The organism is Flavobacterium ovatum (genome assembly GCF_040703125.1).
In the GTDB taxonomy this organism is placed as follows: Bacteria; Bacteroidota; Bacteroidia; order Flavobacteriales; family Flavobacteriaceae; genus Flavobacterium; species Flavobacterium ovatum.
Genome location: NZ_CP160035.1, coordinates 2,873,332 through 2,898,131 on the forward strand (window position 1 = coordinate 2,873,332; position 24,800 = coordinate 2,898,131).

A 24,800-nucleotide genomic window follows, 5' to 3' on the forward strand; every position below is an offset into this window, starting at 1 on the left:
TATGAGCTCCTTTTATGGCTTAGAAATACAAATTGCAGACGGAGGAGTTGTAGTATATAGCTGGAAATAGCTTCAAATAAAACTAATTGTCTAGAGAATGTCCGCATTTGTGACAGAAATTCGAGTTTTCGGGATAATCATCGGTTCCGCAACCTGCACAAGGTGTTTCGGGATGTAGTGTCGTTTTTTGATGTGATTTGGCGATTTCAGCTGTTACGATTCCGGTGGGAACAGCAATGATGCCGTAACCCAAAATCATCACTAGGGATGCTATAAATTGCCCCAGTGGTGTTACGGGCGAAATATCGCCATAGCCCACGGTGGTAAGTGTTACAATGGTCCAATAAATTCCTGCAGGAATGCTGGTAAATCCGCTTTCGCTGCCTTCGACTACGTACATTATCGAGCCGATCAGGATAGTGATTATTAATACAAAATAAATGAAAACGACTATTTTTCCACGGCTGGCATTGATGGCTTGCTTGAGTTGAATGGACTGACTATGGAATTTAGGGTGGTTTAATATTTTAAATAGTCGTAAGAGTCTTAAGGAGCGTACGACTGTAAAAATATTGGAACCTACAAATACAAAAGTTAGGTACATGGGTAAAATAGCAAGAAAATCAATTACACCGTAAAAGCTAAAAATGTATTTCCAAGGTTTGTTGATGCTGATAATGCGCATAGCATATTCGATAGTAAAGAAAATGGTAATGATCCACTCTAGGAAAACTAGTTCAGAATGGTATTTTAAATTGAAATCGGCTACGGTTTCCATCATAACCAAAAGTACGCTCAGCATGATGAGTCCTAGTAAAATAAAGTCAAATATACGTCCCGCTCTGGTGCTAGTCCCGTAGATGATGATGTAAGCACGCTGTTTGAAGAGATCGTATTTAGACTTGATATTTGGCATACGTTAGAATTTCATGATTTTGTAACCCTTATTTTTCTTGAGATAGGTTTGTATGATGTGTTTTGTATCTCGATTGTTAGGCATCGCGATCAAGATGTTTTTCAATATATCGATATTGGTGATTTGGTAATTCAAATCATAGAAAGCATATCCTTTCAATTGTCCGTTTTCGATCAAAATGGCCGAACGTTCGCTAACAGTCCTGCCACGGTCAATGATGACGATGTTAGTATTGTCGAAATTGTTTTTGGTAATGAATTTTTGAACACGTTCATTGTATTCGGCTGGCGAAACTTCGCCTAAGCAAGCTCCGTCGCATTCCTTAATTTTATGCTTAAAGCAAGCAGTCTTAGTTGGGTATAAACCAGTAAGTTTTTGGCATAATTTGTAGTCATCAGTAATTCTGAAAAGAGCATTCTTTCCATCAGTTTCGTTATTGTATGAAGTGATATCTTTTTTGCGTCCGTCTGTTTTTTGAAGCTTTAAATTTAGGTAGCCGTTACTGTCTTTTTCGGAGTAAATTGACCAGGGTAAAGTGTTTCTTCGGGGAATCCTATTGTAAACAGGGCGGTTGGTTTTGACAGCTTCTGTTTCCTTTAGGACTGCTATGAGTTCGTTTCCGGTTTCTTCGTAAGTCACCTCAAAAACTTCTTTTTGAATTTTCTTGGCGGTGTTTGTAATGCCCGTGAAAATCTGATTTACTCGTTTCTTGATGTTTCGGCTTTTGCCAATATTAATAATATTTCCCGCTTGATTGTGAATGTAATATAGTCCTGTTTTAGCAGGTGTTTTATTGATGATGTCTTGTAGTTTGGGGGTAATTCCTTTTTCGATTTCAAGTTTAATGAAATCTTTGACGATGTTTTTCTCCACGTCTTTTTCAAGTAACATTTTGAATAACTTGACGGTTGCCAAAGCGTCACCACTAGCACGATGTCTGTCGGTTACAGGAATTCCAAGCGCTCGAACCAACTTCCCTAAACTGTAAGAAGGTTGCTCTGGAATCAATTTTTTGGCCAATTCTACAGTACAAATCGTATGAGATTCAAAATCATACCCCAAACGGCGAAACTCTGTGCGTAGAATGCGATAGTCAAAACTCGCATTATGAGCTACCACGACGCAATTTTCAGTCATTTCGACGATGCGCTTTGCTACTTCGTGAAACTTAGGTGCCGATTTCAACATGGCGTTGTTTATTCCTGTAAGTTGTACCACAAATGGCTGAATCGGAATTTCAGGGTTAACCAAGCTGATAAATTGATCCACAACGTCGTGTCCATCAAATTTATAGATAGCGATTTCCGTAATTCCCTCTTCGTTGAATTGCCCTCCGGTGGTTTCTATGTCTAGTATTGCGTACAAAATAAGTATTCAGTTTACAGTTAAAAGTGTTCAGTTATTGTAAAGTCCCAAATTCGTTGTGAACACAAAATCAAAAATCGTTAATCCCTAATCAGAAATCGTTAATCATTATCTTCCTCCAAATATACTACTTCCAATGCGAACCATGGTGCTACCACATTCAATCGCTAATTGATAGTCTCCTGACATTCCCATCGAAATGGTATTGAGATTACAATGTACAGGATTTTGTGCTTTTAAATTGTCGAAAATCGATTTTAAATGCGTGAATTCCTTTTTTACTTGGTTTTGGTTGTCAGTAAATGTTGCCATTCCCATTACGCCTAGAATTCGGATGTTTTGCATTGCTGAAAATTCGGGTGAAGCTATAATTTCGTTGAGTTCTTGCTCGTCCAAGCCAAATTTAGTTTCTTCCTTTGCAATGTGAAATTGTAATAAGCAATCAATAATTCTGTTGTTTTTGGCGGCTTGTTTGTTGATTTCTTTTAGTAGCTTGAAACTATCTACACCATGAATCAAACTCACAAAAGGAGCCATGTATTTTACTTTGTTCGTTTGTACGTGTCCAATCATGTGCCATTGAATGTCCTTTGGCATTTCTTCCCATTTGTCTGCCATTTCTTGGATTTTGTTCTCTCCAAAAACACGCTGGTTAGCTTCATAAGCTTCAGTTAAGTCGCTTATTGGCTTAGTTTTAGATACCGCAACTAAAGTAACAGTTTCAGGTAATGTAGATTGTATATGTTGTAAGTTCTGGGCTATTGTCATTGTGTATATTTTTTATCGCATTAGAATTTTATTCCAAATTGATTTTATTTAACTTCTAAGATTTCTCTAATCTGTGTTCCAAAAAGGATGTATTCGAGTTTAAAGATTTTATTGAGTAACAAATTAAAAATCTCTTTTTATTTCTAATATTTCTCCAATCTGTGTTCCAAAAAAAAGATTATTTAGAAAACTGCTTCGAAACCTTTTCAGCTTTTTTGCTTTCACGGTAATCATAAAAACCTTCTCCAGATTTTACTCCCAGTTTTTTAGCATTCACCATATTGACTAATAAGGGGCAAGGTGCATATTTAGGATTTTTAAAGCCATCATGCATCACATTCATGATTGATAAACACACATCAAGACCAATAAAATCGGCTAATTGTAGCGGTCCCATTGGGTGACTCATTCCGAGTTTCATCACAGCATCAATTTCATGAACTCCTGCTACTTGATTGTAAAGCGTTTCAATCGCTTCGTTAATCATGGGCATCAAAATTCTATTGGCAACAAACCCAGGGTAATCTTGAACTGTTACCGCTGTTTTTTCAAGTTTTTTAGCTAAGGCTAAAGTAATTTCAACCACTTCGTCACTCGTATTATATCCTTTAATCACTTCTACCAAAGGCATTAGCGGAACAGGATTCATAAAATGCATTCCTATCACGCGCTCTGGATGTGCCACGACTGCTGCAATTTGAGTAATCGAAATAGATGAAGTATTCGTTGCGAAAATCGTATTATGAGGACAAAATTCATTTAACTGCTTAAAAATAGCCAGTTTTAAATCTAGGTCTTCAGTCGCCGCTTCAATCACAAAATCTACTCCCGTAACGCCATCTTTCATGTCGGTATAGGTGATGATATTGGTAATTGTTTTAGCAAAAATATCAGTAGTGATGGTGCCTTTGGTGACCATGCGATTCAAATTATTAGCTATGGTTTCCATGGCTCTGTCCAAAGCTTTTTCCGAAACATCAATTAATTTGACTACAAAACCATTTTGAGCAAAAGTATGTGCAATTCCGTTGCCCATTGTTCCAGCACCAATTATAGCTATTGTTTTCATTCTCTGAATTTGTTTAAAGTTAAAAAGTTTAAAGTTTAAAGTACTCATCAGCAACCTTAAACCTTAAACTTTAAACTAAATTTTTATATTTATTTCTTAAAACAATCAATAATTTGATAAGCAATTCGCAATGCTTCTGTAGCTTGTTCAAGCGTAACTACCGGTTCCGTATCGTCAATAATGGCACCCGCAAAACTTTCTAATTCGTCCAGAATAGCGTTATTTTGATTCACATCCGGATTTGAGAAATAGATTTGTTTTTTTACACCTTCGGCATTTTGTAAAATCATATCAAAATCACCTGGATTTTCAGGTGCATCTTTCATTTTTACCACCTCACATTTTTTCTCCAAGAAATCAACCGAGATGTAAGCGTCTTTTTGAAAAAACCGACTCTTACGCATGTTTTTTAACGAAATACGGCTCGCAGTTAAGTTTGCTACACATCCGTTTTCAAATTCCAAACGAGCATTAGCAATATCTGGAGTCTCACTAATAACTGATACGCCACTAGCAGAAACATTTTTTACTGGAGAATTCACAACGCTCAAAATCGCGTCAATATCGTGAATCATCAAGTCTAAAACTACAGGAACGTCTGTTCCTCTAGGATTGAATTCCGCCAATCTATGCGTTTCTATAAACATCGGATTTTCAATCATGTTTTTAGTCGCAATGAATGCAGGATTGAAACGCTCTACATGTCCCACTTGTCCTTTTACGTTGTATTCCTGGGCAAGTGCAATGATTTCCTCGGCTTCTTCCACTGTATTCGAAATTGGTTTTTCGATAAAAACATGCTTTCCAGATTTGATAGCCGCTCGTGCACATTTATAGTGGGAAAGTGTAGGAGTCACAATATCTATCACATCTACAGCGTGAATTAGTTTAGCAATAGTTTCAAAATGCTTATATCCAAATTCCTTTGAAATCTTCTCTGCATTTTCTTGATTAGGGTCGTAAAAACCCACCAATTCATATTTTTCAGATTGTTGTAATAATCGCAAATGTATTTTTCCTAGATGACCAGCACCTAATACTCCAATTTTCAGCATAATGATGTAATTTCTACAAAAATAACAATTATAAACTAACATCAAACAGCTATTCACTACAAATATCTACCAAAATTCATTTCATTTCGATAGTTATTTGGGTGCCCCAGAAGTATCGGAGCTCTCCAGAAAAAAGCACCAGTTCAGTTTACGCTTATAAGTTTTTTTTGGCTGCTGTCGTACTATCCGGATCCGACACGGCGGATGGCTTTTATCACTCTCACGAGGTACAGGTTCTCCAAATATCTATATATCTAAAAGATCAATCTATTTATCTCCATGAACTCCAATAGCTTATAACGAACATCAAAAATAACGGCTAATTGTTAAAAACAGCTTTCATTTGAATCCATAATATTAGAAATTCTTTCCTATTTTTACCAAATATAAATACCTCACATTGAAAGACACCGCCAAACATCAAGGACTTCGAAATCAACTAGTAAACGTTTTACACGAAAAAGGAATTACAGATAAAAATGTTTTAGAAGCCATAAAAAAGATTCCAAGACACCTTTTTCTGAATTCTAGTTTTGAAGATTACGCTTATCAAGACAAAGCATTTCCTATTGGTGCAGGGCAAACGATATCACAACCTTATACCGTAGCTTTTCAATCCCAATTATTAGAAATTCAAAAAGACCATAAAATTTTAGAAATAGGTACGGGGTCAGGATATCAAACCGCTGTTTTGTGTGTGATGGGAGCAAAAGTGTTTAGTATTGAAAGACAAAATGAGTTATTCAAACAAACGTCTGCGTTATTGCCCAAATTAGGAATTCGTCCTAAGCACCTCACTTTTGGTGATGGTTACAAAGGATTACCTGGTTTCGCACCATTCGACAGTATTATTGTAACAGCTGGAGCCCCTTTTATTCCCAAACCACTCATGGCACAGTTAAAAATAGGAGGTAGGCTTGTTATTCCATTAGGAGATGAAGTTCAAATAATGACGTTGCTAATTCGTAAAAACGAAACCCAATTTGAAAAACATGAACTAGGAGAATGTAAATTTGTCCCTTTACTAGAAGATAAAAATTAAGTTTGCTAAATTTGAGAGATTTTTTTTGGACACGAACCTGTCTGCCTATAGATCGATTACACGAATTGCCACCAATTAATTTAATAAACTCGTTCGTCATTAAATTAAAAAATCCGTTTAATCCACCTCCCATTTCACGTCACAATTAAAACACAAAAGCCGTTCGCAAAACGAATGGCTTTTCTTACTGCCCAATAATCCCGATATAACGCTCTAAAGATTCTTTTTCTATTTGAGCGATAAATAACAAAAAATCTTCTTTATTATTTTGTGTTTGGGCCGTTTCTAGTGATTGATAATAACGCATCCTATTGTCATAATCACCTTTAATATTAGCAATCACATAACCATGTTGCAATAAAATCAAGTTCATCACCAAACGAGAAGTTCTACCATTACCATCAATAAAAGGATGAATAGTAACCAGTCGCTCATGCATCTCAGCCGCCAAAACTACAGGATGAAGGTTGTTTTTATGGGTTTCATACCAAATGTAGAAGTCTTCCATATCCTTGGCAACCATATAAGGCTGTGGTGGCAAATAACTACTTCCTTTGATCATTACTTGTACTTTTTTTCTATAACGTCCAGCATCTTCGGGATTAATCCCTCTTAAAATCAAGTTATGAATAGACAATACTTCTCTTTCATTCAAGGAGCTGTTTTTCTCCATCAAATGTTTGATGTGGGCTATGGCTTCTTGATGGTTAATCGCTTCAAGGTGTTCTCGCATGCTTTTTCCAGAAATGGTCAATCCTTCATTGATAACCAAATCGGTTTCACGAAGCGTAAGTGTGTTACCTTCAATACGATTACTTTCAAATGTATATTCAAGTTCTAAGGCTTGTGCAATCCTATAACTATCAAATTGGCGAAATTGATCTAATTTTTTTTTCAAAGCATCAATTTCATCCAATACTACTTGTAGTTGTTTTGAAATAATATTATTCGTGGCGCTTCTTAGGTATTTGATTTCTTCTTCGGCTTCTTTTAAAGCTTTTAAGGCTAGTGCATCGTCGCCAATTTCATAAAGGATTTTTTCTTTTAACCAAGCCACCATCAATGTCTCATAGCTAATTTCTAGAATTGTCGACAGTTTTAAAACTTGGTCTTTAGTTGGTTTACGAGTGCCGCTTTCAAACTTACTTACTAATGCTTGGTCTATACCCATCATTTGGGCCAGTTCTCTTGTTTTGAGTCCTTTTTGTTCTCTAGCTGTTTTTAGTAAGGTTCTCATAATTTATATTATTTTTGCACTTAAAAAGTGTCATGACAAATTTAGTCATATTTTATAAGTAAAAAAAACATTACCCAATTTTAATTAAATAATGTTCTAATTTATAGCTATTTATATATTTTCTTGATTCGGTCTAAATCTCTTTTGGTATCTTGTTCTTTCAAAGATTCTCTTTTGTCATAGGTTTTCTTACCTCTACAAAGACCTATTTCTAATTTGGCTAATCCTTTTTCGTTAGTAAATAGTCGTAAAGGAACTATTGTGAGTCCTTTGGATTCCACGGCACGGCTTAAAGTTTTAAGCTCTTTTTTGTTAAGTAAAAGTTTCCTTTCGCTACGTGCTTTGTGATTGAATTGATTACCAAAGGTATATTCTTCAATGTAAGTATTAATAGCAAAAAGTTCAGAGTTACTAAATTCACAAAAACTTTCGGTGATATTGGCTTTACCCAAACGGATGGATTTGATCTCAGTTCCTGCCAAAACAATTCCAGCAGTATATTTTTCGATTATTTCATAATCAAATCGAGCGCGTTTATTAAGTATGTTAACAGTTTTTAGCATAGGTTTGCAAATGTAGGAACATTTAGTAAAAGTCCACAACTTTTTAACGAAATTGAATTAAATTTGTAAAATGGAAAAACAAACTTCAAAAGATCCGCTTCACGGAATCACTTTAAAAGTCATCGTAGAACAGTTAGTCGCTTTTTACGGATTCGATACTTTGAGTGAATTAGTCAACATTAAATGCTTTAAAAGTAACCCATCAGTAAATTCATCGCTTACTTTTTTACGGAAAACTGATTGGGCCCGTCAAAAAGTTGAGGAATTATACATTAATACTTTACCCAAATTTTAAACGATTTCAATAGTATATTTCGATTGAAAGTTTTGTTTGGCTTCTAATGTTAGAATGCCTTCTTTCTCAGAAATATTTCCTGTACAATCAACCGTGTCGGCATAACCCAACCATGGTTCAATGCATAAAAACGGAGCATTCACCATTGTCCAAATTCCTAAACTCGGAAAATCGTCGTAATGTACTCTTAGTAAAGCTTTTTGATTTTCTAAAATACTTAAAGTTTTAGATGCTAAAGATTTAAAAATTAAAGCATCATTTTCAAACAATTGGTACAATAGAGCTATCGAATTGTCATTTTTTAAAGGTAGTTTTTTGGTTGTATTTGCAATTAAGTTATTTTCTAATAAATGATAATTCAAAGATTCCTTTTTACTAAATTGAATAGAATAGTCCTCAAATTTCTTGGGTAACGCAAAGGCAGGATGCGCTCCAATAGAAAATGGCATCTTAAAATCATTGCGATTGATTACCTTATATTCGATATGAAGACTTTTTTCTTCCAGAGTATAAATAATTTGTAATTCAAATTCAAAAGGATAATTCAGTAAAGTATTTTCATTGGATTGAATTGAAAAAACAGCTCTCGAATCGCTTTTTTCGATTATATTAAATTCCATTTCTCTCGCAAAACCATGTCTAGAGAGTTTGTATTCTTTACCGTTATATTCATAAGTGTCTTTTTTCAAGGCTCCAACAATAGGAAAAAGTACTGGAGAATGTTTACTCCAAAACTCAGGATTTCCTTCCCAGATATATTCTGTGTTTTCGTTGTTTTTTATGGAGATTAATTCCGCACCAAATGAATTTATTTGAGCAGATATAAATGTGTTATGAAGTGATATTTTCAAAGGAATGAGATTAATTTTTATAAAGAAATATTAAAAATAAGCCAAAATACAGTTATAGATTTCAAATATAAGTCTTCTGTCCAATTTTTTTTCATTAATTTGTTTTTCAAAATTGAGTTTTATGAATAGAATCAAGTGTACAACCATAATTTATATGGGGTTATTTTTAGTCAGTTCAATATCTTGGGGGCAACAAGCAGCTTTGCCAACGTCAGAATATAATTATAATGAGGCTTTTGCTTCTAATTTTTATACGAATAACGGAACAATGACACGCTCGTCAAGTGGACAACCAGGTGTTGCTTATTGGCAAAATCGAGCGGATTATCAATTGACAGCGAAATTAAACGAACAGAAGAACGAAATTGCAGGAACAGCGGTTATCAATTACACTAACAATAGTCCTGATAAATTATCTTTTTTATGGTTAAATCTAGATCAAAATTTATTCAAAGCCGATTCAAGAGGTCAAGCAGTTGTTCCTGTAACAGGTAGTCGTAACGGAGCACAAGGGCAGATTTTTGATGGAGGTCATAAAATTAAATCGGTAAAAGCAATTTTTACATCTAAAAGAAAAATGACCGAAACTGAAGTAAAGTTTCTAGTTACAGATACTCGCATGCAAGTTTTTCTTCCGTCTGAATTAAATTCAAAAGGTGGTGCGGTAAAACTAAAAATAGATTTCTCCTATATTTCTCCGAAGCAAGGTTCAGATAGAACTGGAGTATTAGAAACCAAAAATGGTAAAATTTTCACCATTGCGCAGTGGTATCCCCGTATGTGTGTCTATGATGATGTAAGAGGGTGGAACACTAATCCTTATTTAGGGGCAGCTGAGTTTTATTTAGAATATGGAGATTTTGATATTAATATTACTGCTCCAGCCAATCATTTTGTGGTATGTTCGGGAGATTTATTAAATACAAAATCCGTTTATACTACTGCTGAACAAAACCGATTAGCACAAGCAAAGGCGAGTGATAAAACGGTTTTTATCCGAACTGTCGAGGAAGTAGAAGCAAATGTAAAAACAGTCGCTACAACTACAAAAACCTGGCATTTTGTAATTAAAAATGCTCGTGATGTTTCTTGGGCATCTTCTGCTGCATTTATTGTTGATGCGGCTAAAATCAATTTACCGTCTGGCAAAAAATCATTGGCAATTTCAACTTACCCTTTAGAAAGTTCAGGAGATGCGGCTTGGGGAAGATCTACCGAATATACAAAAGGCGCCATAGAACATTATTCTAAGAAATGGTTTGAGTATCCTTATCCAACTGCTATAAATGTAGCGGGTAACGAAGGAGGAATGGAATATCCTGGTATCGTTTTTTGTAATTGGGAGTCCAAAGGGGAACGTTTATGGGGGGTTACAGATCACGAATTTGGACACACTTGGTTTCCTATGATTGTAGGTTCTAACGAACGTCTTTTTGGATGGATGGACGAAGGATTGAATAGTTTTATCAATACCTTAAGTGGCGAAGAATTCAACAATGGAGAATATAAAGACGAAAAAGATGATTTACATAAAAGCGCGGATTATTTCACAAATGAAAAGTTAGAGTCTGTAATGAGTTCTCCTGACAATATGAAGGAAGCGAATATTGGGACTTTGTTATATGCAAAACCGAGTGCTGCTTTAAATATTCTGAGAGAACAAGTACTAGGTAAAGAACGTTTTGACTTGGCTTTTCGCACTTATATTGATCGTTGGGCTTTCAAACATCCACGTCCAGAAGATTTTTTTAGAACTATGGAAAACGCTTCAGGGGAAGATTTAGGGTGGTTTTGGCGTGCCTGGTTTATCAATAATTGGCGATTTGACCAAGGTGTAACGACTGTCAAATATTTGAAAAATGATCCTGCCAAAGGAGCAATTATCACCATTGAAAATTTAGAACAAATGGTACTTCCAGTGGTTTTGGATATAAAAACCAAATCAGGAAAAATTACTCGCGTGAATTTACCAGTTGAAATTTGGCAAAAAAATAAGCAATGGTCATTCAAACAAAATACGACTGAGGAAATAGAGAGTATTATTTTAGATCCTGACCATGTTTTTCCAGATTATAACGTGTCCAATAATATTTGGTCTAGTGCTACTGGAACAATAGAAAAAGACATTATTTTAGATGGTTATTTAGGGACGTATAGCAATTCTAAAGCTCCAATTAAAATTGTAATGACTGAGAAAGCGAACACGATTAGTGTAGATATAACAGGGTATCCTAAGTTTACATTAGCTTCTGTTGGTAAAGATTTATTTGAATCTAAAGCTGCAGGACTTAAATTTCAATTCAATGAAAAATTATCTGGATTTGATATGATCTTAAACGATGGACAAAAGATTCCTTTTACAAAAGATAAATAGTTAGTAATGTCTATAAAAGAAAATACCAGCCGTCGAGCTGGTATTTTTTTTTGGTTTATATCTAAGCCGGAATCTGTTGGCTTAAACAATGTAAAGTCCCAAATCCCCATATCAAATCAATGGCGCTAATGCCTATAATTTCTCGGTCTGGGAAACATTCTGCTAGTATGTTGAGTGCTTTTCTGTCGTTCGCATCATTAAAAGTGGGAACTAAAACACATTTGTTCAATATCAAAAAGTTGGCATAACTAGCTGGCAAACGCAAATCTTCAAAATCCAAACGCTTTGGCATTGGCAAGGTTACAATCACTGGCGATTCACCATTCTCTAGTTTTGCATTCTGCAAACGCTTCAAGTTGTCTTGCAAAGGTTTGTAGTTGGCATCATTTTTATCCGTTTCTACTATGGTTACAATCGTGTCGTCATTTATAAAACGTGCTAAATCATCAATATGACCGTGTGTGTCATCACCTTCAACTCCATCACCCAACCAAATTACATTGGTTACGCCCAAATATTCTTTAAAAACAGCCTCATAATCGTCCTTGGTAAATCCTTCATTTCGAACTTGAATACTCGGATGCATCAGACATTCCTCAGAAGTCAAAAGTGTTCCGCAACCGTTCACATCAATAGCGCCACCTTCTACAATTACAGGTTTGCCTTTGTACATCACTTGTGTTAAGGGAATTTGCAAAAAGTCAGTTACTTTTTCGGGTACATGCTTGTCTAATTGGTGATTTTTGTATTTCGCCCAACCGTTAAAGTTGAAGTTTAAACCTTCTCTTTTTCCGTCGTTATAGACTACAATCGGCCCCGAATCTCGCATCCAACTGCGGTTGGTTTTATGAATAATATAGGATACTTGTTCCAAATTGACACGGGCACGTTCGAGCATATCGGCTACTTTGGACTTTAATTTTTCGTCAGCCACTACCAAAAATACTTTTTCGTAAGTCGCTACTTTTTTAATAAACTCTACAAAAGCCCATTGAACTGCCTCGTATTTTCCTGGCCAATCGTTTCCGTTATGTGGAAAACAAAGTAAAATTCCATCTTGTTTTTCCCATTCTGCAGGGAAACGTCTGTTTGTAGTTGTCATAAAAAGTGGGTGCAATTATTTGAACGCAAATATAAGCATTCACAAGGATTATAAAAATGAACCTCCTTTTTTTTAGGAGCTATTCTCGCTATCCGCTACAATCTTTTTTGAGACAGAAAAAGTATCAAAAAAGGATTTCCACTACTATCAAGGCTAGGGGAGTTGTTTAGGGAAAATGCATAGATCTTTTTTTGACACGAATTGCACAAATTTGCACAAATCCCCATAATTCTTAAAACAATAATTTCATAAATTTTATCTACTTAGCGTTAATTCGTGGGATTTTATACTTTCAAATTCTATCTAATAAAATATTTTTAACCGCAAGGGACGGAAAGAATGATTTTATCTTGTCTGTAAAAAACGCAATGAACGCAAAGCTTTGTGTCCCTTGCGTAATGCTTAGCGTACTTAGCGTTTAAAAGTTAGTAACCCTTTGTCAAAATCCCAAACGCACTTTCTTTAAATTCGTGTCTTCTTTTTTAAATCCCACTTTACATTAGGTTAACAGGAGCGTTTTCAACTTAAAGATTTTATAATATTTAGATAATCAAAACCCATGATTCGAAATCTATTTTTGCCCGAAACAAAAAATAGAAAACATGAAAAATTTTGGTATTTCAGTATTAACTGCGCTTTTTATCTTAACGAGTTGTGAGAAAGATACAGTTGAAGGCAGCGATAATCAAGAAATGGAAGTAAATGAAGATGCAGCCACATTTGCAGAAATTGGAAGTATCACCATTGGTGGTGAAGGCGCTGCCGAAATAAGTGCGTATGACGAAACGACTAAAAAGCTATTCACGGTAAACAATAGCGGAACGAATCAAATTGATGTAGTAGATTTGACTGACCCAACAAACCCAAAAAAATTAACGGCAATTAGTCTAGCGACCTATAATGGAGCATCAAACAGTGTGGCTACTTACGGAGGGAAACTTGCTGTAGCGCTAGAATCTACTATTGATAAACAAGCAAACGGAAAAGTAGTGGTTTTTAACACGGCTGATAATACTTTAGTTAAAGAGATTACGGTTGGTGCTTTGCCAGATATGGTAGCTTTCTCCCCTGATGGAAAATGGTTGATGAGTGCAAACGAGGGAGAACCAAATGCAGATTATACGGTTGACCCTGAGGGTTCTATTTCTATAATTGATATGGCAAATAATTACGCAGTTACGACCTTGAACTTTGCAGGTTTCGAAAGTCAGTTGGCGATTTTGCGAACAAAAGGTTTTAGAATTTCCAAAACTGCTAAAAGTTTTGCAGCCGATATCGAACCAGAATACATTACAATTTCTGCTGATTCTAAAACTGCTTGGGTAACATTACAGGAAAACAATGGTGTGGCAAAAGTAGATTTGACATCAAAAACGATTTCAGCAATTTTTGGATTGGGGTACAAAGATTTTAACTCTACTGCAAACGGAATAGATATTAGTGATAAAGACGGAAGTATAGTATTTAACTCTTGGAAAGTAAAAGGAATGTTTATGCCAGATGCTATTACCAGTTATGCTGTTAATGGAACGCCTTATTTTATTACAGCCAACGAAGGTGACGCTAGAGAATACGGAAGTTATGCAGATGTAAAAAGATTGGCTAAAATGACTTTTGACCCAACGGCTTTTCCAGACGCAGCGAGTTTTAAAGCAGATGACAAAATGGGACGTTTGAACTTGATTTCAACAGAAGGAGATATAGACGGTGATGGCGATTTGGATGAATTGATTTGCTTTGGAGCACGTTCATTCACAATTTGGAATGGTAACACAGGAAGTTTAGTTTTTGACAGTAAAAACGATATAGACAAACGTTCAAACGATTTTGGAACTTATGATGATGGTCGTAGTGATGATAAAGGATCTGAACCTGAATCAGTAGTTGTGGCTAAAATGGGAAGTAAAAACATTTTGTTTGTAGGACTAGAAAGAGCAGATACAGTGGTTGTGTATGATATTACAAATCCATCAGCTCCAATATACTTGCAAACTATCAAAACGGGAGATGCACCAGAAGGATTGCTTTTTATTCCAGCATCTAAAAGTCCAACAAAAAGAAGTTTATTGGTGGTGAGTAGTGAAGGAGATGGACAAGTAAAACTATTTCAACCTAACTTGAAATAATAGAGTATATTATTTTTTTAAGGGGTGAAATCAACTTTTTGATGTGTTGGTTTTGCTTGATTACAAAGATATGGCCTGGAAACAATTGAAGCGATTGCTGAACTTGTTTCCAGGCTTATTACATCACCTTATTTATTTTCTGAACGTTGTATTAATTGAATCTAGTTAAAGAAAAAATTATAATATTCTTATTTTATTTAACGTATAGTCAATCAATTTCTCAATAGCTAAGTTAGGGGCACTACTAAAAGTTCCGTTAGTACGATTAGCTATAATAGCGTTTAGTGAAATAGCATGATGTCCCAGTAAAGCTGAAAGTCCATATATAGCAGCTGTTTCCATTTCGAGATTGGTAATGTTATTTTCGACGTAACTAAAACTATCCATTTTTTTGTTTAAATTATTGTCCTGAATCACCAATCGTAAAATGCGTCCTTGAGGACCGTAAAATCCACCCGCGGTTGCTGTAATTCCTTTAAATATTATTGGGTTTTCAAAATGTTTTTCAAGCTTTTCTGAGCAAGCTACTGCATAAGGCCTTCCTTTATCACTGTCCCAATTTGTATGTTTTATAAAAGCATTTTCCAGATCTGGAATGGTAATATAATCTGTTTGATAGGAGCGAAGCATGTTATCTAGTCCTAGTCCTATTTTTGACATCACAAAGCTATCTACAGGAATCCCTACTTGCAACGAACCTGAAGTACCGATACGAACAATATTTAAAGAGGTGAGTTTCTCTTTTATTTTACGAGTTTCTAAATTTATATTAACCAAAGCATCCAGTTCATTCAAGACAATATCGATATTGTCAGCACCAATTCCTGTTGAAATAACAGTGAGTCTTTTTCCTTTATAAATTCCAGTCTGAGTTTTGAATTCTCTTTTTTGAGTCGAAAATTCTATTAAATCAAATAGTTGTGTAATTTTTTCCACCCGATCAGGATCGCCAACGAATATAATGTCGTGGGCAATATTTTCTGGTTTGAGGTTTAGGTGGTACACACTTCTGTCAGGGTTCAATATCAATTCTGATGCTGCTATCATTTTATATAAATATTAACCACCTACACGTTTTACTTTAAAGCCTTTTTCTTTTAGTATGATCATGATTTTGTCACGATAATCTCCTTGAAGGATTAGAGCTCCGTCTTTGAAACTACCACCAACACTCAATTTAGTTTTGAGTTCTTTAGCTAGGATTTTGAAATCTTCTTCCTCGCCTTCATAACCTTCAATAATGGTAGTGGCTTTGCCTTTTCTTTTTTCGTACTTACAAATCATAGGTTCTTTTTGAACGTATAATTCGTGTGGTGTATCGTCTATTTCTTCTGGCTCGTTGCTTGGAACGTGGTCAGGAAATAAGTTTTTTAATTGGTCTTCTAGATTCATTTTTTAATTTTTTTGTACATATAAATGGTACACTGATGAAACGGATTCGCAAAAGCGAAAACGCGGATGAAACAGATTTTTTGTATTTCTAAAATTTCTATAATCAGTGGTCCAAAATATTATTTTTTTATCAATCCCAATTCAACCAAGCGTTCGTAAAGAAAATCACCAGCAGTAATATCTTCAAACTGTTTTGGGCTAGCGTCATCAATACAGTTTTCTAAGCAATTTAGTGGCATATCGCTCACAGGATGCATGAAAAACGGAATAGAATATCGAGATGTTCCCCATAATTCTCTTGGCGGATTAACTACTTGATGAATAGTCGATTTTAGTTTATTATTAGTGTGTCGTGATAACATATCACCAACATTTATGACTAATTCATCAGGCTGTGCGATGGCATCTATCCAATCACCGTTGTGGTTTTGAACTTGTAATCCTTTGCCTTGAGCGCCCATTAATAAAGTAATCAGGTTGATGTCTCCGTGGGCTGCTGCTCGAATGGCATTTTCGGGTTCAGTTGTAATAGGTGGGTAGTGTATCGGTCTCAAAATAGAGTTTCCTTGCTCTGCATATTTATCGAAATAAAATTCATCTAATCCCAAACGCAAAGCCAAAGCTCTCAGTACATAAATCCCCGTTTTCTCCAGCATTTGATAAGCGTCTTTCCCTGCAATATTGAAACGTGGCAATTCTTCCACATCGATATTTTTAGGGTATTCAGAAGCGTATTTAGAATCTTCGTAAACATATTGACCAAAGTGCCAAAACTCTTTTAAATCACCTTCTTTACGACCTTTGGCGTGTTCTTTTCCAAAGGAAACATATCCTCTTTGTCCGCCAAGATTTGGGTCTTCATATTTCTGTTTACTTTCTAGTGGTAATCTGAAAAAATTTCTAATTTCAGCATACAATTCTTCCACTAAATTTTGATCCAAAAAATGACCTTTTAATGCTACGAATCCAATGTCTTCAAAAGCAGCACCAATTTCGTTTACAAATTTTTCTTTTCGCTGAGGATCATTAGATAAAAAATCTCCTAAATCTACGTTGGGAATGTTTTGCATAAGTTTGTATTTTATAATAATTGAATTAATTTTTTTAGAAATTCTACTTCATTCTTTTATCGAAGCGCCAACTTCTAACTTTTAACCTCTAACTTTCTACTTAAATCAACGGTTGTATAATTTAGCTTTTTCTTTAATAATATCTCCAATTTTTCGGTTTTCAATTTTACTTTCTAACCATGAAATAATATCAAGATAAAGGAATGCTCGTTTTTCATAAGGGATTTTTTCCAACTCAATAAAACGTTCTCTCATTTTGATAAATTCCTTTTTGATGTCAGAAGGATAGATTGAATTTAAATTTTTCATAAAACGAATGATTTCCTTTTGTACCTCATGTAAATCATTCATTTTAAGTAAGAATTTATACGTATTTTTGATTTGGGTTTCCAAGTGAAAATCTTTACCCAATTCATAGTGAACAATTAGATACAACAAACGGGCAAAACACATCAAATCCTCTCGCATAGAAAGGTTTTTGTTGTTGATTATTTTTTCTAAATAAAAGATAGATTCGTTGAATTTATCAGAACCAAAGTACATACAAGCTATTTTATAGTAAAACAACATTTCGTGATGTTCGTCTAAGTGGTCGCTGTGTATTTTTATTTTCTCTAAAACGATAGGAATTAAATATTCCCCTTCTTCAAAAGAACCTTCCAGAATATGGTAATTTAATTTACTATTATACAAATACAAAAATGTCAATGAAGCAATGTTGTCATTTACAGGAAAACGCGGATCTTCAGTAGTTTCTTCTAATAAATCCAAATATATTTTAAATTTGGTTTGGTACTTGAGCATAAAAACTGATTCCAAGAAATAGTTATTTCCTTTTAGGAAAAAAACAGGATTCTGGTAAATCATATTGGGATTATCGTAAAATAGAGTGACCCATTTATAAGCAAATTTATAACTAGCCAAAAAATCTTGAACCAAGAAACTACGCCATAAATTGGCATTGTAAAACCAATATTTTTCTCTAAAACCAAATTTGGTTTCATCTAATTTAGCGGTGTGTTTGACAAAATAATCATCAATATATTTATATTCTTCATCGTTTTTTACATAGCCTGTTTTAAGCAATATGCCATACAATTGCAACGATAAATTAGATAATTTACTGGAAATAGTATTGCGATAATTGAGTTCTTTGGCTTGAACAACAAGCTCATCTGCACGTCCTTGAATACTTCTGGTGATGTATTGCGATTCGATCAGTTTTTCAAATTCAACTATTTCAAAAGCCATGTATTTTTCGTCATTTTCCAGTGCTTGCATTTTAGTTTTATCTAAAATTTTCAAACTCTGTTTGTACAGACCTTTGTTATATAAAATAGTAGCAAAATCAATTTGTTCTCTTAACTGGTATCGAATGTTTTGACTAGGAATATTCAATCGAATACTTACTAATATTTGCTTATATAAATAGGATTTAAGGTTCGATAATTGAACCTTTTTGATTACGCCACTTTTTAGAATTAATTTTTCATCATAAACGTCTGATTTATCTAGAATATTGAATAATTCGATGAATTTTGTATTTGAACTAGTCTCCAATCGACTTGCGAAAATCTTAAACTGTCTTTTTTCAGATTTTGAAAGTGATTTTATTAATACAAATAAGAAATCTTTTTGATGGTTAGCCATTGTAAAATATATGAGCTTAATTACTTGTTTTGTAGTGCTTTGCGAAGTTTTGGTTCGCTTTATAAGCAGTATATTTCATTAAATTGAATTTTGTGCTAAAGTAATGAAATGTATTTTTGTTATCAAGTTGTGAAATTACATTAAATAAATTAAAATGAATAGAGAGAAAGTTCAAATTTTTGATACCACTTTAAGAGACGGAGAACAAGTTCCAGGATGTAAATTAGATACCAAACAAAAACTCGTTATAGCAGAACGATTGGATGGAATGGGTGTTGACGTTATTGAAGCTGGATTCCCTGTTTCTAGTCCTGGTGATTTTTTATCTGTTTCTGAAATTAGTAAAATTGTAAAAAATGCAACCGTATGTGGATTAACACGTGCAGTGAAAAATGATATTGATGTAGCAGGACAAGCATTGAAATATGCTAAGAGACCTCGTATTCATACTGGAATTGGGACATCTCAATCTCATATCATTCATAAATTAAATACAACACCTGAAGATATTATTGCTAGAGCAAAATTTGCAGTAGCACACGCTAAAACCTATGTTGAAGACGTTGAGTTTTACGCAGAGGATGCTGGTAGAACGGATAATGCTTTCTTGGCACGAGTCTGTGAGGAAGTTATTAAATCTGGAGCGACAGTACTTAATATTCCTGATACAACCGGATATTGCTTGCCTCACGAATACGGTGAAAAAATAAAATACCTAAAGGAAAACGTAAAAGGAATTGAAAATGTTACAATTTCTTGTCACTGTCATAATGATTTAGGAATGGCAACTGCTAATTCAATCGCAGGTGCAATTAATGGAGCACGACAAATAGAATGTACGATCAACGGAATAGGTGAACGTGCAGGAAATACAGCCCTTGAAGAAGTAGTAATGATTTTTAAACAACATCCTTATTTAAATCTTTATACTGATATTGATACTAAACAGTTGAACGAAATGAGTCATTTGGTTTCTGATAGTATGGGAATGATGGTACAACCAAATAAAGCAATTGTAGGTTCTAATGCTTTTGCGCATAGTTCTGGAATTCACCAAGATGGTGTGATTAAGAACAGAGAAACTTATGAAATCATGGATCCATTAGATGTTGGTGTAAATGAATCATCTATTATCTTAACTGCAAGAAGTGGTAGAGCAGCATTGGCATACAGAGCTAAAAAAGTAGGTTATGAGTTGACAAAAACACAATTAGACCTTGTTTATGTTGAGTTTTTGAAATTTGCAGATATCAAAAAAGAAGTAATGGATGATGATATTCATCAAATCATTGAAGCTTCTAATTTAAAAGACGATTTAGTTAGAAATTAAACCTTAAAGCCATGAATTTAAAAATAGCAGTACTCGCAGGAGACGGAATAGGTCCTGAAGTGGTTTTGCAGGCCATGAAAGCATTACATGCTACTGCTGTGATGTTTGATCATGAGTTTATTTTTGAAGAAGCTCTTGTGGGGGGTGCAGCTATTGACAAAACAGGAAAACCGCTCCCGGAACAAACATTAAATTTATGTTTGAATACAGACGCTGTTTTGTTTGGTGCTATTGGAGAGTTAAAATATGATAACGATCCAGAAGCGAAAATTCGTCCAGAACAAAGTTTGTTTCAACTACGAAAAGCCTTGGGGTTGTTCGTTAATAGTAAGCTTATAAAACCATACGAAGGGTTATTAGAGAGTTCTCCTTTGAAGAAAGATATTATAGAAGGAACGGACTTTTTAATTTACAGAGAACTTTCAGGCGGTATCTACTTTGATGAAAAAACATTAAGTGAAGATGGTAAAGCTGCTACTGATTTATGTAAATATACAGAGGAACAGATTTTAAAAATTACACATCTAGCTTTTAAGGCAGCTCAAAAACGAAGAAAAATTGTTTCCCTAATTGATAAGGCAAATGTTTTAGAAACTTCTAGATTGTGGAGAAAAGTAGTTACTGAGGTAAGTAAGGAGTATCCAGAAGTGGAATTGAATTATTTATATGTAGATAATGCGGCTAAGCAAATTATTGCTAAACCCAAACAGTTTGACATCGTTTTGACTGAGAATTTATTTGGAGATATTTTGTCAGATATGTCAAGTATTATTACAGGGTCAATAGGTATGTTAGCCTCAAGTTCTTTAGGCGATAATCACGCTTTGTTTGAACCTGTTCACGGCACATTTCCTCAAGCTAAAGGAAAAAATATAGCCAATCCGTTTGCGTCTATTTTATCTGCTGCTTTATTGTTAGAACATTTTGGTTTACATAAAGAAGCAAAAAAAGTACATGAAGCTGTTGAAAAAGCCATCGCGCTAAAAGTCGTCACAATTGACTTGAATCCAGAGTCAAAATTCGGAACCAATGAAGTTGGAGATTTTATTTCTAATTTTATTTTAGACAAAGAAGATTTATTATACTTCAACAATGACAATGTAAGTATAGGACAATCAACAATAGTATAAAAAATAATAATACACATACAACACTATATAATGGAATTAAATAAATACAGCAAGACAATTACCCAAGACGAAACACAACCAGCTTCTCAAGCGATGTTATACGCACTTGGATTAACTGAAGAGGATTTAAAGAAAGCACAAGTTGGTATTGTAAGTATGGGTTACGATGGAAATCCTTGTAACATGCACTTAAATGATTTGGCTAAAGATATTAAAACAGGTGTATGGAAAGAAGATCTTGTCGGTTTGATCTTTAATACTATTGGTGTAAGTGATGGAATTTCTAATGGTAATGACGGAATGCGTTTTTCATTAGTTTCTCGTGATGTAATTGCTGATTCAATTGAAACAGTTATGGGAGCACAATGGTACGATGGTATGATTGCTGTACCAGGATGTGATAAAAATATGCCAGGAGCTTTGATGGCTATGGGTAGAGTGAACCGACCATCAATTATGGTTTACGGAGGTTCAATTCACCCTGGGAAATGGAAAGGGGAAGATTTGAATATCGTTTCTGCTTTTGAGGCTTTAGGAAAGAAAATTAAAAATACGATTACACCAGAAGATTTCAAAGGTATAATTCAAAATGCTTGTCCTGGTGCAGGTGCTTGTGGTGGTATGTACACTGCAAATACAATGTCATCGGCAATTGAGGCATTGGGAATGAGCTTGCCATATAGTTCTTCTAACCCAGCTTTGAGTGAAGAAAAGAAACAAGAGTGTGTTGATGCTGGAAAAGCAATCAAAATACTACTTGAAAAAGATATCAAACCAAGAGACATTATGACTCGTAAAGCATTCGAAAATGCAATTACGATTGTAGCTGTTCTTGGTGGTTCAACAAATGCAGTTATGCACTTAATAGCAATGGCTCATTCAGTTGGTATTGAGTTGACATTGCAAGATTTTCAAGATATTAGTGACAAAACACCATTGTTGGCGGATTTAAAACCTAGTGGAAAATACTTGATGGAAGATTTGCATAATGTAGGTGGAGTTCCAGGAGTAATGAAATATTTATTGAAAGTAGGATTGTTACATGGAGACTGTTTAACAGTAACAGGAAAAACTATAGCTGAAAATTTAGCTTCAGTAGCCGATTTACAAGATGGTCAAGATGTTATTTTCGAAATTCAAAAAGCTTTAAAAGCAACTGGTAATATTCAAATCCTTTATGGAAATATTGCATCAGAAGGATGTGTAGCCAAAATTAGTGGTAAAGAAGGAGAGTTTTTTGAAGGTACAGCAGTAGTTTTTGAAGGCGAAAAACAAGTAATTAAAGGAATACAAGCAGGTGAAGTAAAAGCAGGAAACGTTGTAATTATTCGTTACTGTGGTCCAAAAGGAGGACCTGGTATGTCTGAAATGCTTAAACCAACGTCTGCCATTATGGGAGCTGGTTTGGGGAATACAGTTGCCTTGATAACTGATGGACGTTTCTCTGGAGGTTCTCACGGTTTTGTGGTAGGACACGTTACACCTGAGGCTTATGAAGGTGGTGGAATTGCATTGATCGAAAATGGAGATGTTATTACAATCGATGCTGTGAAAAACACAATCGACATGAAGATCTCTGATGAAGAGTTTGCTAGACGTAAGGCTAACTGGGTACAACCAGTATCACCAATCAAACAAGGAGTTTTACTTAAATATATGAGATCGGTCTCTAGCGCTTCTGAAGGATGTGTTACCGATAAATAATTTAATAAAAATACAAATAACCAAGATTTTAGTTAAGTCTTGGTTACATAATAAAAGTACAAAATGGAAACAACTAAAATAAGCGGTGCAGAAGCCGTTATTAGGTGCTTATTAGAAGAAGGTGCAGATTTGGTTTATGGTTATCCAGGTGGAGCAATCATGCCAGTGTATGACGAATTATATAAATTTCAAGATAAATTACACCACGTTCTTGTTCGTCATGAACAAGGAGCGGCTCATGCTGCACAAGGTTTTGCAAGAGCTACAGGAAAAGTGGGTGTTTGTATTGCAACTTCAGGTCCTGGGGCTACAAATTTAGTGACAGGTATTGCAGATGCTCAAATTGACTCTACGCCATTAGTATGTATTACCGGTCAAGTAGGGAAACATTTATTGGGTTCTGACGCTTTTCAAGAAACAGATATTATCGGAATTTCGACTCCGGTAACCAAATGGAATTATCAGATTACAGAGGCTCATGAGATTCCTGAGATTATGGCAAAAGCATTTTATATTGCCAGATCAGGTCGTCCAGGACCAGTATTGATTGATATTACTAAAAACGCACAGTTTGATACTTTGGATTTTAGTTACAAAAAATGTACTGATATCCGTAGTTATCATCCAAAACCTATTTTGAATAAAGATAAAGTTAAGGAAGCTGCGGAAATAATTAATAAAGCTAAAAAGCCTTTTATTATTTTTGGACAAGGAATTGTTCTAAGTCAAGCCGAAGAGCAATTGAAAGCATTGATTGAAAAAGCAGGAATACCTGCAGCTTGGACTATTTTAGGTCTTTCAGCTTTACCAACAGATCATGAATTAAATGTCGGAATGGTAGGAATGCATGGTAATTATGGTCCTAATATGCTGACTAACGAATGTGATGTGCTGATTGCATTAGGAATGCGTTTTGATGACCGTGTTACAGGTAACTTACAAACCTATGCTAAACAAGCCAAAGTACTTCATTTTGAAATTGATGCAGCAGAAGTAGATAAAAATGTTAAAACAGAAGTAGCTGTTTTAGCAGATTTAAAAGATGCCTTGACAGAGTTGTTACCACTGATCGAAAAGAATTCTCATACAGAATGGCATAATGAATTCAAAAGACATTACGATATCGAATTGGATGCTGTAATTAATGAAGAATTAGCCCCAACTAATGGAAAAGGAATTTCTATGGGTGAAACTATCGAAATGATTAACAAACACTCAAACGGAGATGCAATCATGGTTTCAGATGTTGGGCAACACCAAATGTTTACCTGTCGTTATTCAAAATTCAATACAACAAAAAGTAATGTGACTTCTGGAGGATTGGGTACCATGGGATTTGCTTTGCCTGCAGCTATCGGAGCGAAAATGGGAAGACCAGATCGTGAAGTAGTAGCAATCATTGGAGATGGTGGTTTTCAAATGAACATACAAGAATTAGGAACTATTAATCAAACCAAAGTTCCTGTGAAAATTGTTGTATTGAACAATGAATTCTTAGGAATGGTTCGCCAATGGCAAGAATTATTTTTTGACAACAGATACGCTTCTACTGTGATGGTAAATCCTAACTTTTGCGCTATTGCTGAAGGATATTATATTAAAGCTAGAAAAGTAACTAAAAGAGAAGAATTAGATGAAGCGGTTGCTGAAATGATGGCTTCTAAAGATGCTTATTTCTTAGAGGTTATGGTAGAAAAAGAAAATAATGTATTCCCAATGATACCTACAGGAGCTTCGGTTTCAGATATCAGATTGAGATAA

21 protein-coding genes are annotated in these 24,800 nt (G+C 34.8%); 8 read left to right on the top strand and 13 right to left on the bottom strand.

All coding sequences use genetic code 11. The features are described from left to right. Window positions 1–82: 82 nt before the first annotated feature. The 5 genes from ABZP37_RS12145 to ABZP37_RS12165 all read right to left on the bottom strand — a co-directional run bounded on the left by ABZP37_RS12145 (window position 83) and on the right by ABZP37_RS12165 (window position 5,173). The gene (locus ABZP37_RS12145; protein ID WP_366183347.1) at window positions 83–916 is read right to left on the bottom strand and encodes an ion transporter; all 834 of its coding nucleotides are present in this window, start codon (window positions 914–916) and stop codon (window positions 83–85) included. A 3-nt stretch (window positions 917–919) separates the two neighbouring features. Then, window positions 920–2,281, bottom strand: a complete 1,362-nt coding sequence (locus ABZP37_RS12150; protein ID WP_366183349.1) for an exonuclease domain-containing protein — start codon at window positions 2,279–2,281, stop codon at window positions 920–922. A gap of 108 nt (window positions 2,282–2,389) precedes the next feature. Beyond that, entirely contained in the window at window positions 2,390–3,049 is a 660-nt protein-coding gene (locus ABZP37_RS12155; RefSeq protein ID WP_366183351.1) for a YggS family pyridoxal phosphate-dependent enzyme, read from the bottom strand. Window positions 3,050–3,227: 178 nt separating this feature from the next. Further along, window positions 3,228–4,118, bottom strand: a complete 891-nt coding sequence (locus ABZP37_RS12160) for a 3-hydroxyacyl-CoA dehydrogenase NAD-binding domain-containing protein (RefSeq protein ID WP_366183353.1) — start codon at window positions 4,116–4,118, stop codon at window positions 3,228–3,230. Between the two features lie 89 nt (window positions 4,119–4,207). Then, entirely contained in the window at window positions 4,208–5,173 is a 966-nt protein-coding gene (locus tag ABZP37_RS12165; protein ID WP_366183355.1) for a Gfo/Idh/MocA family oxidoreductase, read from the bottom strand. Between the two features lie 400 nt (window positions 5,174–5,573). Here ABZP37_RS12165 and ABZP37_RS12170 point away from each other — a divergent pair, with 400 nt between their 5' ends. Continuing rightward, window positions 5,574–6,215 (top strand): protein-L-isoaspartate(D-aspartate) O-methyltransferase, encoded by a 642-nt coding sequence (locus tag ABZP37_RS12170; protein ID WP_366183357.1) that lies wholly within the window; start codon window positions 5,574–5,576, stop codon window positions 6,213–6,215. Window positions 6,216–6,399: 184 nt separating this feature from the next. Here the strand turns inward: ABZP37_RS12170 and ABZP37_RS12175 are convergent, their stop codons facing one another. Together ABZP37_RS12175 and smpB are read right to left on the bottom strand one after the other, a co-directional pair. After that, window positions 6,400–7,452: a Fic family protein gene (locus ABZP37_RS12175; protein WP_366183359.1), complete on the bottom strand. Its 1,053-nt coding sequence runs from the start codon at window positions 7,450–7,452 to the stop codon at window positions 6,400–6,402. A gap of 107 nt (window positions 7,453–7,559) precedes the next feature. Continuing rightward, a complete protein-coding gene (smpB, locus tag ABZP37_RS12180; RefSeq protein ID WP_366183361.1) occupies window positions 7,560–8,015 on the bottom strand; it encodes an SsrA-binding protein SmpB in 456 nt (151 codons plus the stop codon). Window positions 8,016–8,085: 70 nt separating this feature from the next. Between smpB and ABZP37_RS12185 the strand changes: the two genes are divergently transcribed. Further along, the gene (locus ABZP37_RS12185; RefSeq protein ID WP_366183362.1) at window positions 8,086–8,310 is read left to right on the top strand and encodes a VF530 family protein; all 225 of its coding nucleotides are present in this window, start codon (window positions 8,086–8,088) and stop codon (window positions 8,308–8,310) included. Here ABZP37_RS12185 and ABZP37_RS12190 read toward each other — a convergent pair. Further along, entirely contained in the window at window positions 8,307–9,161 is an 855-nt protein-coding gene (locus ABZP37_RS12190; RefSeq protein WP_366183364.1) for an aldose 1-epimerase family protein, read from the bottom strand. The two genes, ABZP37_RS12185 and ABZP37_RS12190, sit on opposite strands and share 4 nt — an antisense overlap. 154 nt (window positions 9,162–9,315) lie before the next feature. Here ABZP37_RS12190 and ABZP37_RS12195 point away from each other — a divergent pair, with 154 nt between their 5' ends. Then, on the top strand, window positions 9,316–11,535 hold the full coding sequence (locus ABZP37_RS12195) for a M1 family metallopeptidase (protein WP_366187536.1): 2,220 nt from the start codon (window positions 9,316–9,318) through the stop codon (window positions 11,533–11,535). A gap of 61 nt (window positions 11,536–11,596) precedes the next feature. Here ABZP37_RS12195 and ABZP37_RS12200 read toward each other — a convergent pair whose 3' ends face one another. After that, window positions 11,597–12,637: an agmatine deiminase family protein gene (locus ABZP37_RS12200; protein ID WP_366183365.1), complete on the bottom strand. Its 1,041-nt coding sequence runs from the start codon at window positions 12,635–12,637 to the stop codon at window positions 11,597–11,599. A 602-nt stretch (window positions 12,638–13,239) separates the two neighbouring features. Here ABZP37_RS12200 and ABZP37_RS12205 point away from each other — a divergent pair. Then, a complete protein-coding gene (locus ABZP37_RS12205) occupies window positions 13,240–14,763 on the top strand; it encodes a choice-of-anchor I family protein (protein ID WP_366183367.1) in 1,524 nt (507 codons plus the stop codon). A gap of 177 nt (window positions 14,764–14,940) precedes the next feature. Here the strand turns inward: ABZP37_RS12205 and ABZP37_RS12210 are convergent, their stop codons facing one another. The 4 genes from ABZP37_RS12210 to ABZP37_RS12225 all read right to left on the bottom strand — a co-directional run bounded on the left by ABZP37_RS12210 (window position 14,941) and on the right by ABZP37_RS12225 (window position 18,875). Continuing rightward, window positions 14,941–15,810 carry a nucleoside phosphorylase gene (locus tag ABZP37_RS12210; RefSeq protein WP_366183369.1) on the bottom strand — a complete coding sequence of 290 codons (870 nt, stop codon included), beginning with the start codon at window positions 15,808–15,810 and terminating at the stop codon, window positions 14,941–14,943. 12 nt (window positions 15,811–15,822) lie between these two features. Continuing rightward, a complete protein-coding gene (locus ABZP37_RS12215) occupies window positions 15,823–16,155 on the bottom strand; it encodes a translation initiation factor (protein WP_366183370.1) in 333 nt (110 codons plus the stop codon). A 119-nt stretch (window positions 16,156–16,274) separates the two neighbouring features. Beyond that, window positions 16,275–17,225 (bottom strand): 2-oxoglutarate and iron-dependent oxygenase domain-containing protein, encoded by a 951-nt coding sequence (locus tag ABZP37_RS12220; protein WP_366183372.1) that lies wholly within the window; start codon window positions 17,223–17,225, stop codon window positions 16,275–16,277. Between the two features lie 105 nt (window positions 17,226–17,330). Continuing rightward, window positions 17,331–18,875, bottom strand: coding sequence for a hypothetical protein (locus tag ABZP37_RS12225; protein WP_366183373.1), 1,545 nt, complete (start codon window positions 18,873–18,875; stop codon window positions 17,331–17,333). Window positions 18,876–19,029: 154 nt separating this feature from the next. Here ABZP37_RS12225 and ABZP37_RS12230 point away from each other — a divergent pair, with 154 nt between their 5' ends. The 4 genes from ABZP37_RS12230 to ilvB all read left to right on the top strand — a co-directional run bounded on the left by ABZP37_RS12230 (window position 19,030) and on the right by ilvB (window position 24,800). After that, window positions 19,030–20,205, top strand: coding sequence for a 2-isopropylmalate synthase (locus ABZP37_RS12230; RefSeq protein ID WP_366183375.1), 1,176 nt, complete (start codon window positions 19,030–19,032; stop codon window positions 20,203–20,205). An 11-nt stretch (window positions 20,206–20,216) separates the two neighbouring features. Beyond that, window positions 20,217–21,335, top strand: a complete 1,119-nt coding sequence (gene leuB / locus ABZP37_RS12235) for a 3-isopropylmalate dehydrogenase (RefSeq protein WP_366183377.1) — start codon at window positions 20,217–20,219, stop codon at window positions 21,333–21,335. Window positions 21,336–21,365: 30 nt separating this feature from the next. After that, entirely contained in the window at window positions 21,366–23,039 is a 1,674-nt protein-coding gene (gene ilvD / locus ABZP37_RS12240) for a dihydroxy-acid dehydratase (RefSeq protein ID WP_366183379.1), read from the top strand. A gap of 63 nt (window positions 23,040–23,102) precedes the next feature. Continuing rightward, window positions 23,103–24,800: a biosynthetic-type acetolactate synthase large subunit gene (gene ilvB / locus ABZP37_RS12245; protein WP_366183381.1), complete on the top strand. Its 1,698-nt coding sequence runs from the start codon at window positions 23,103–23,105 to the stop codon at window positions 24,798–24,800.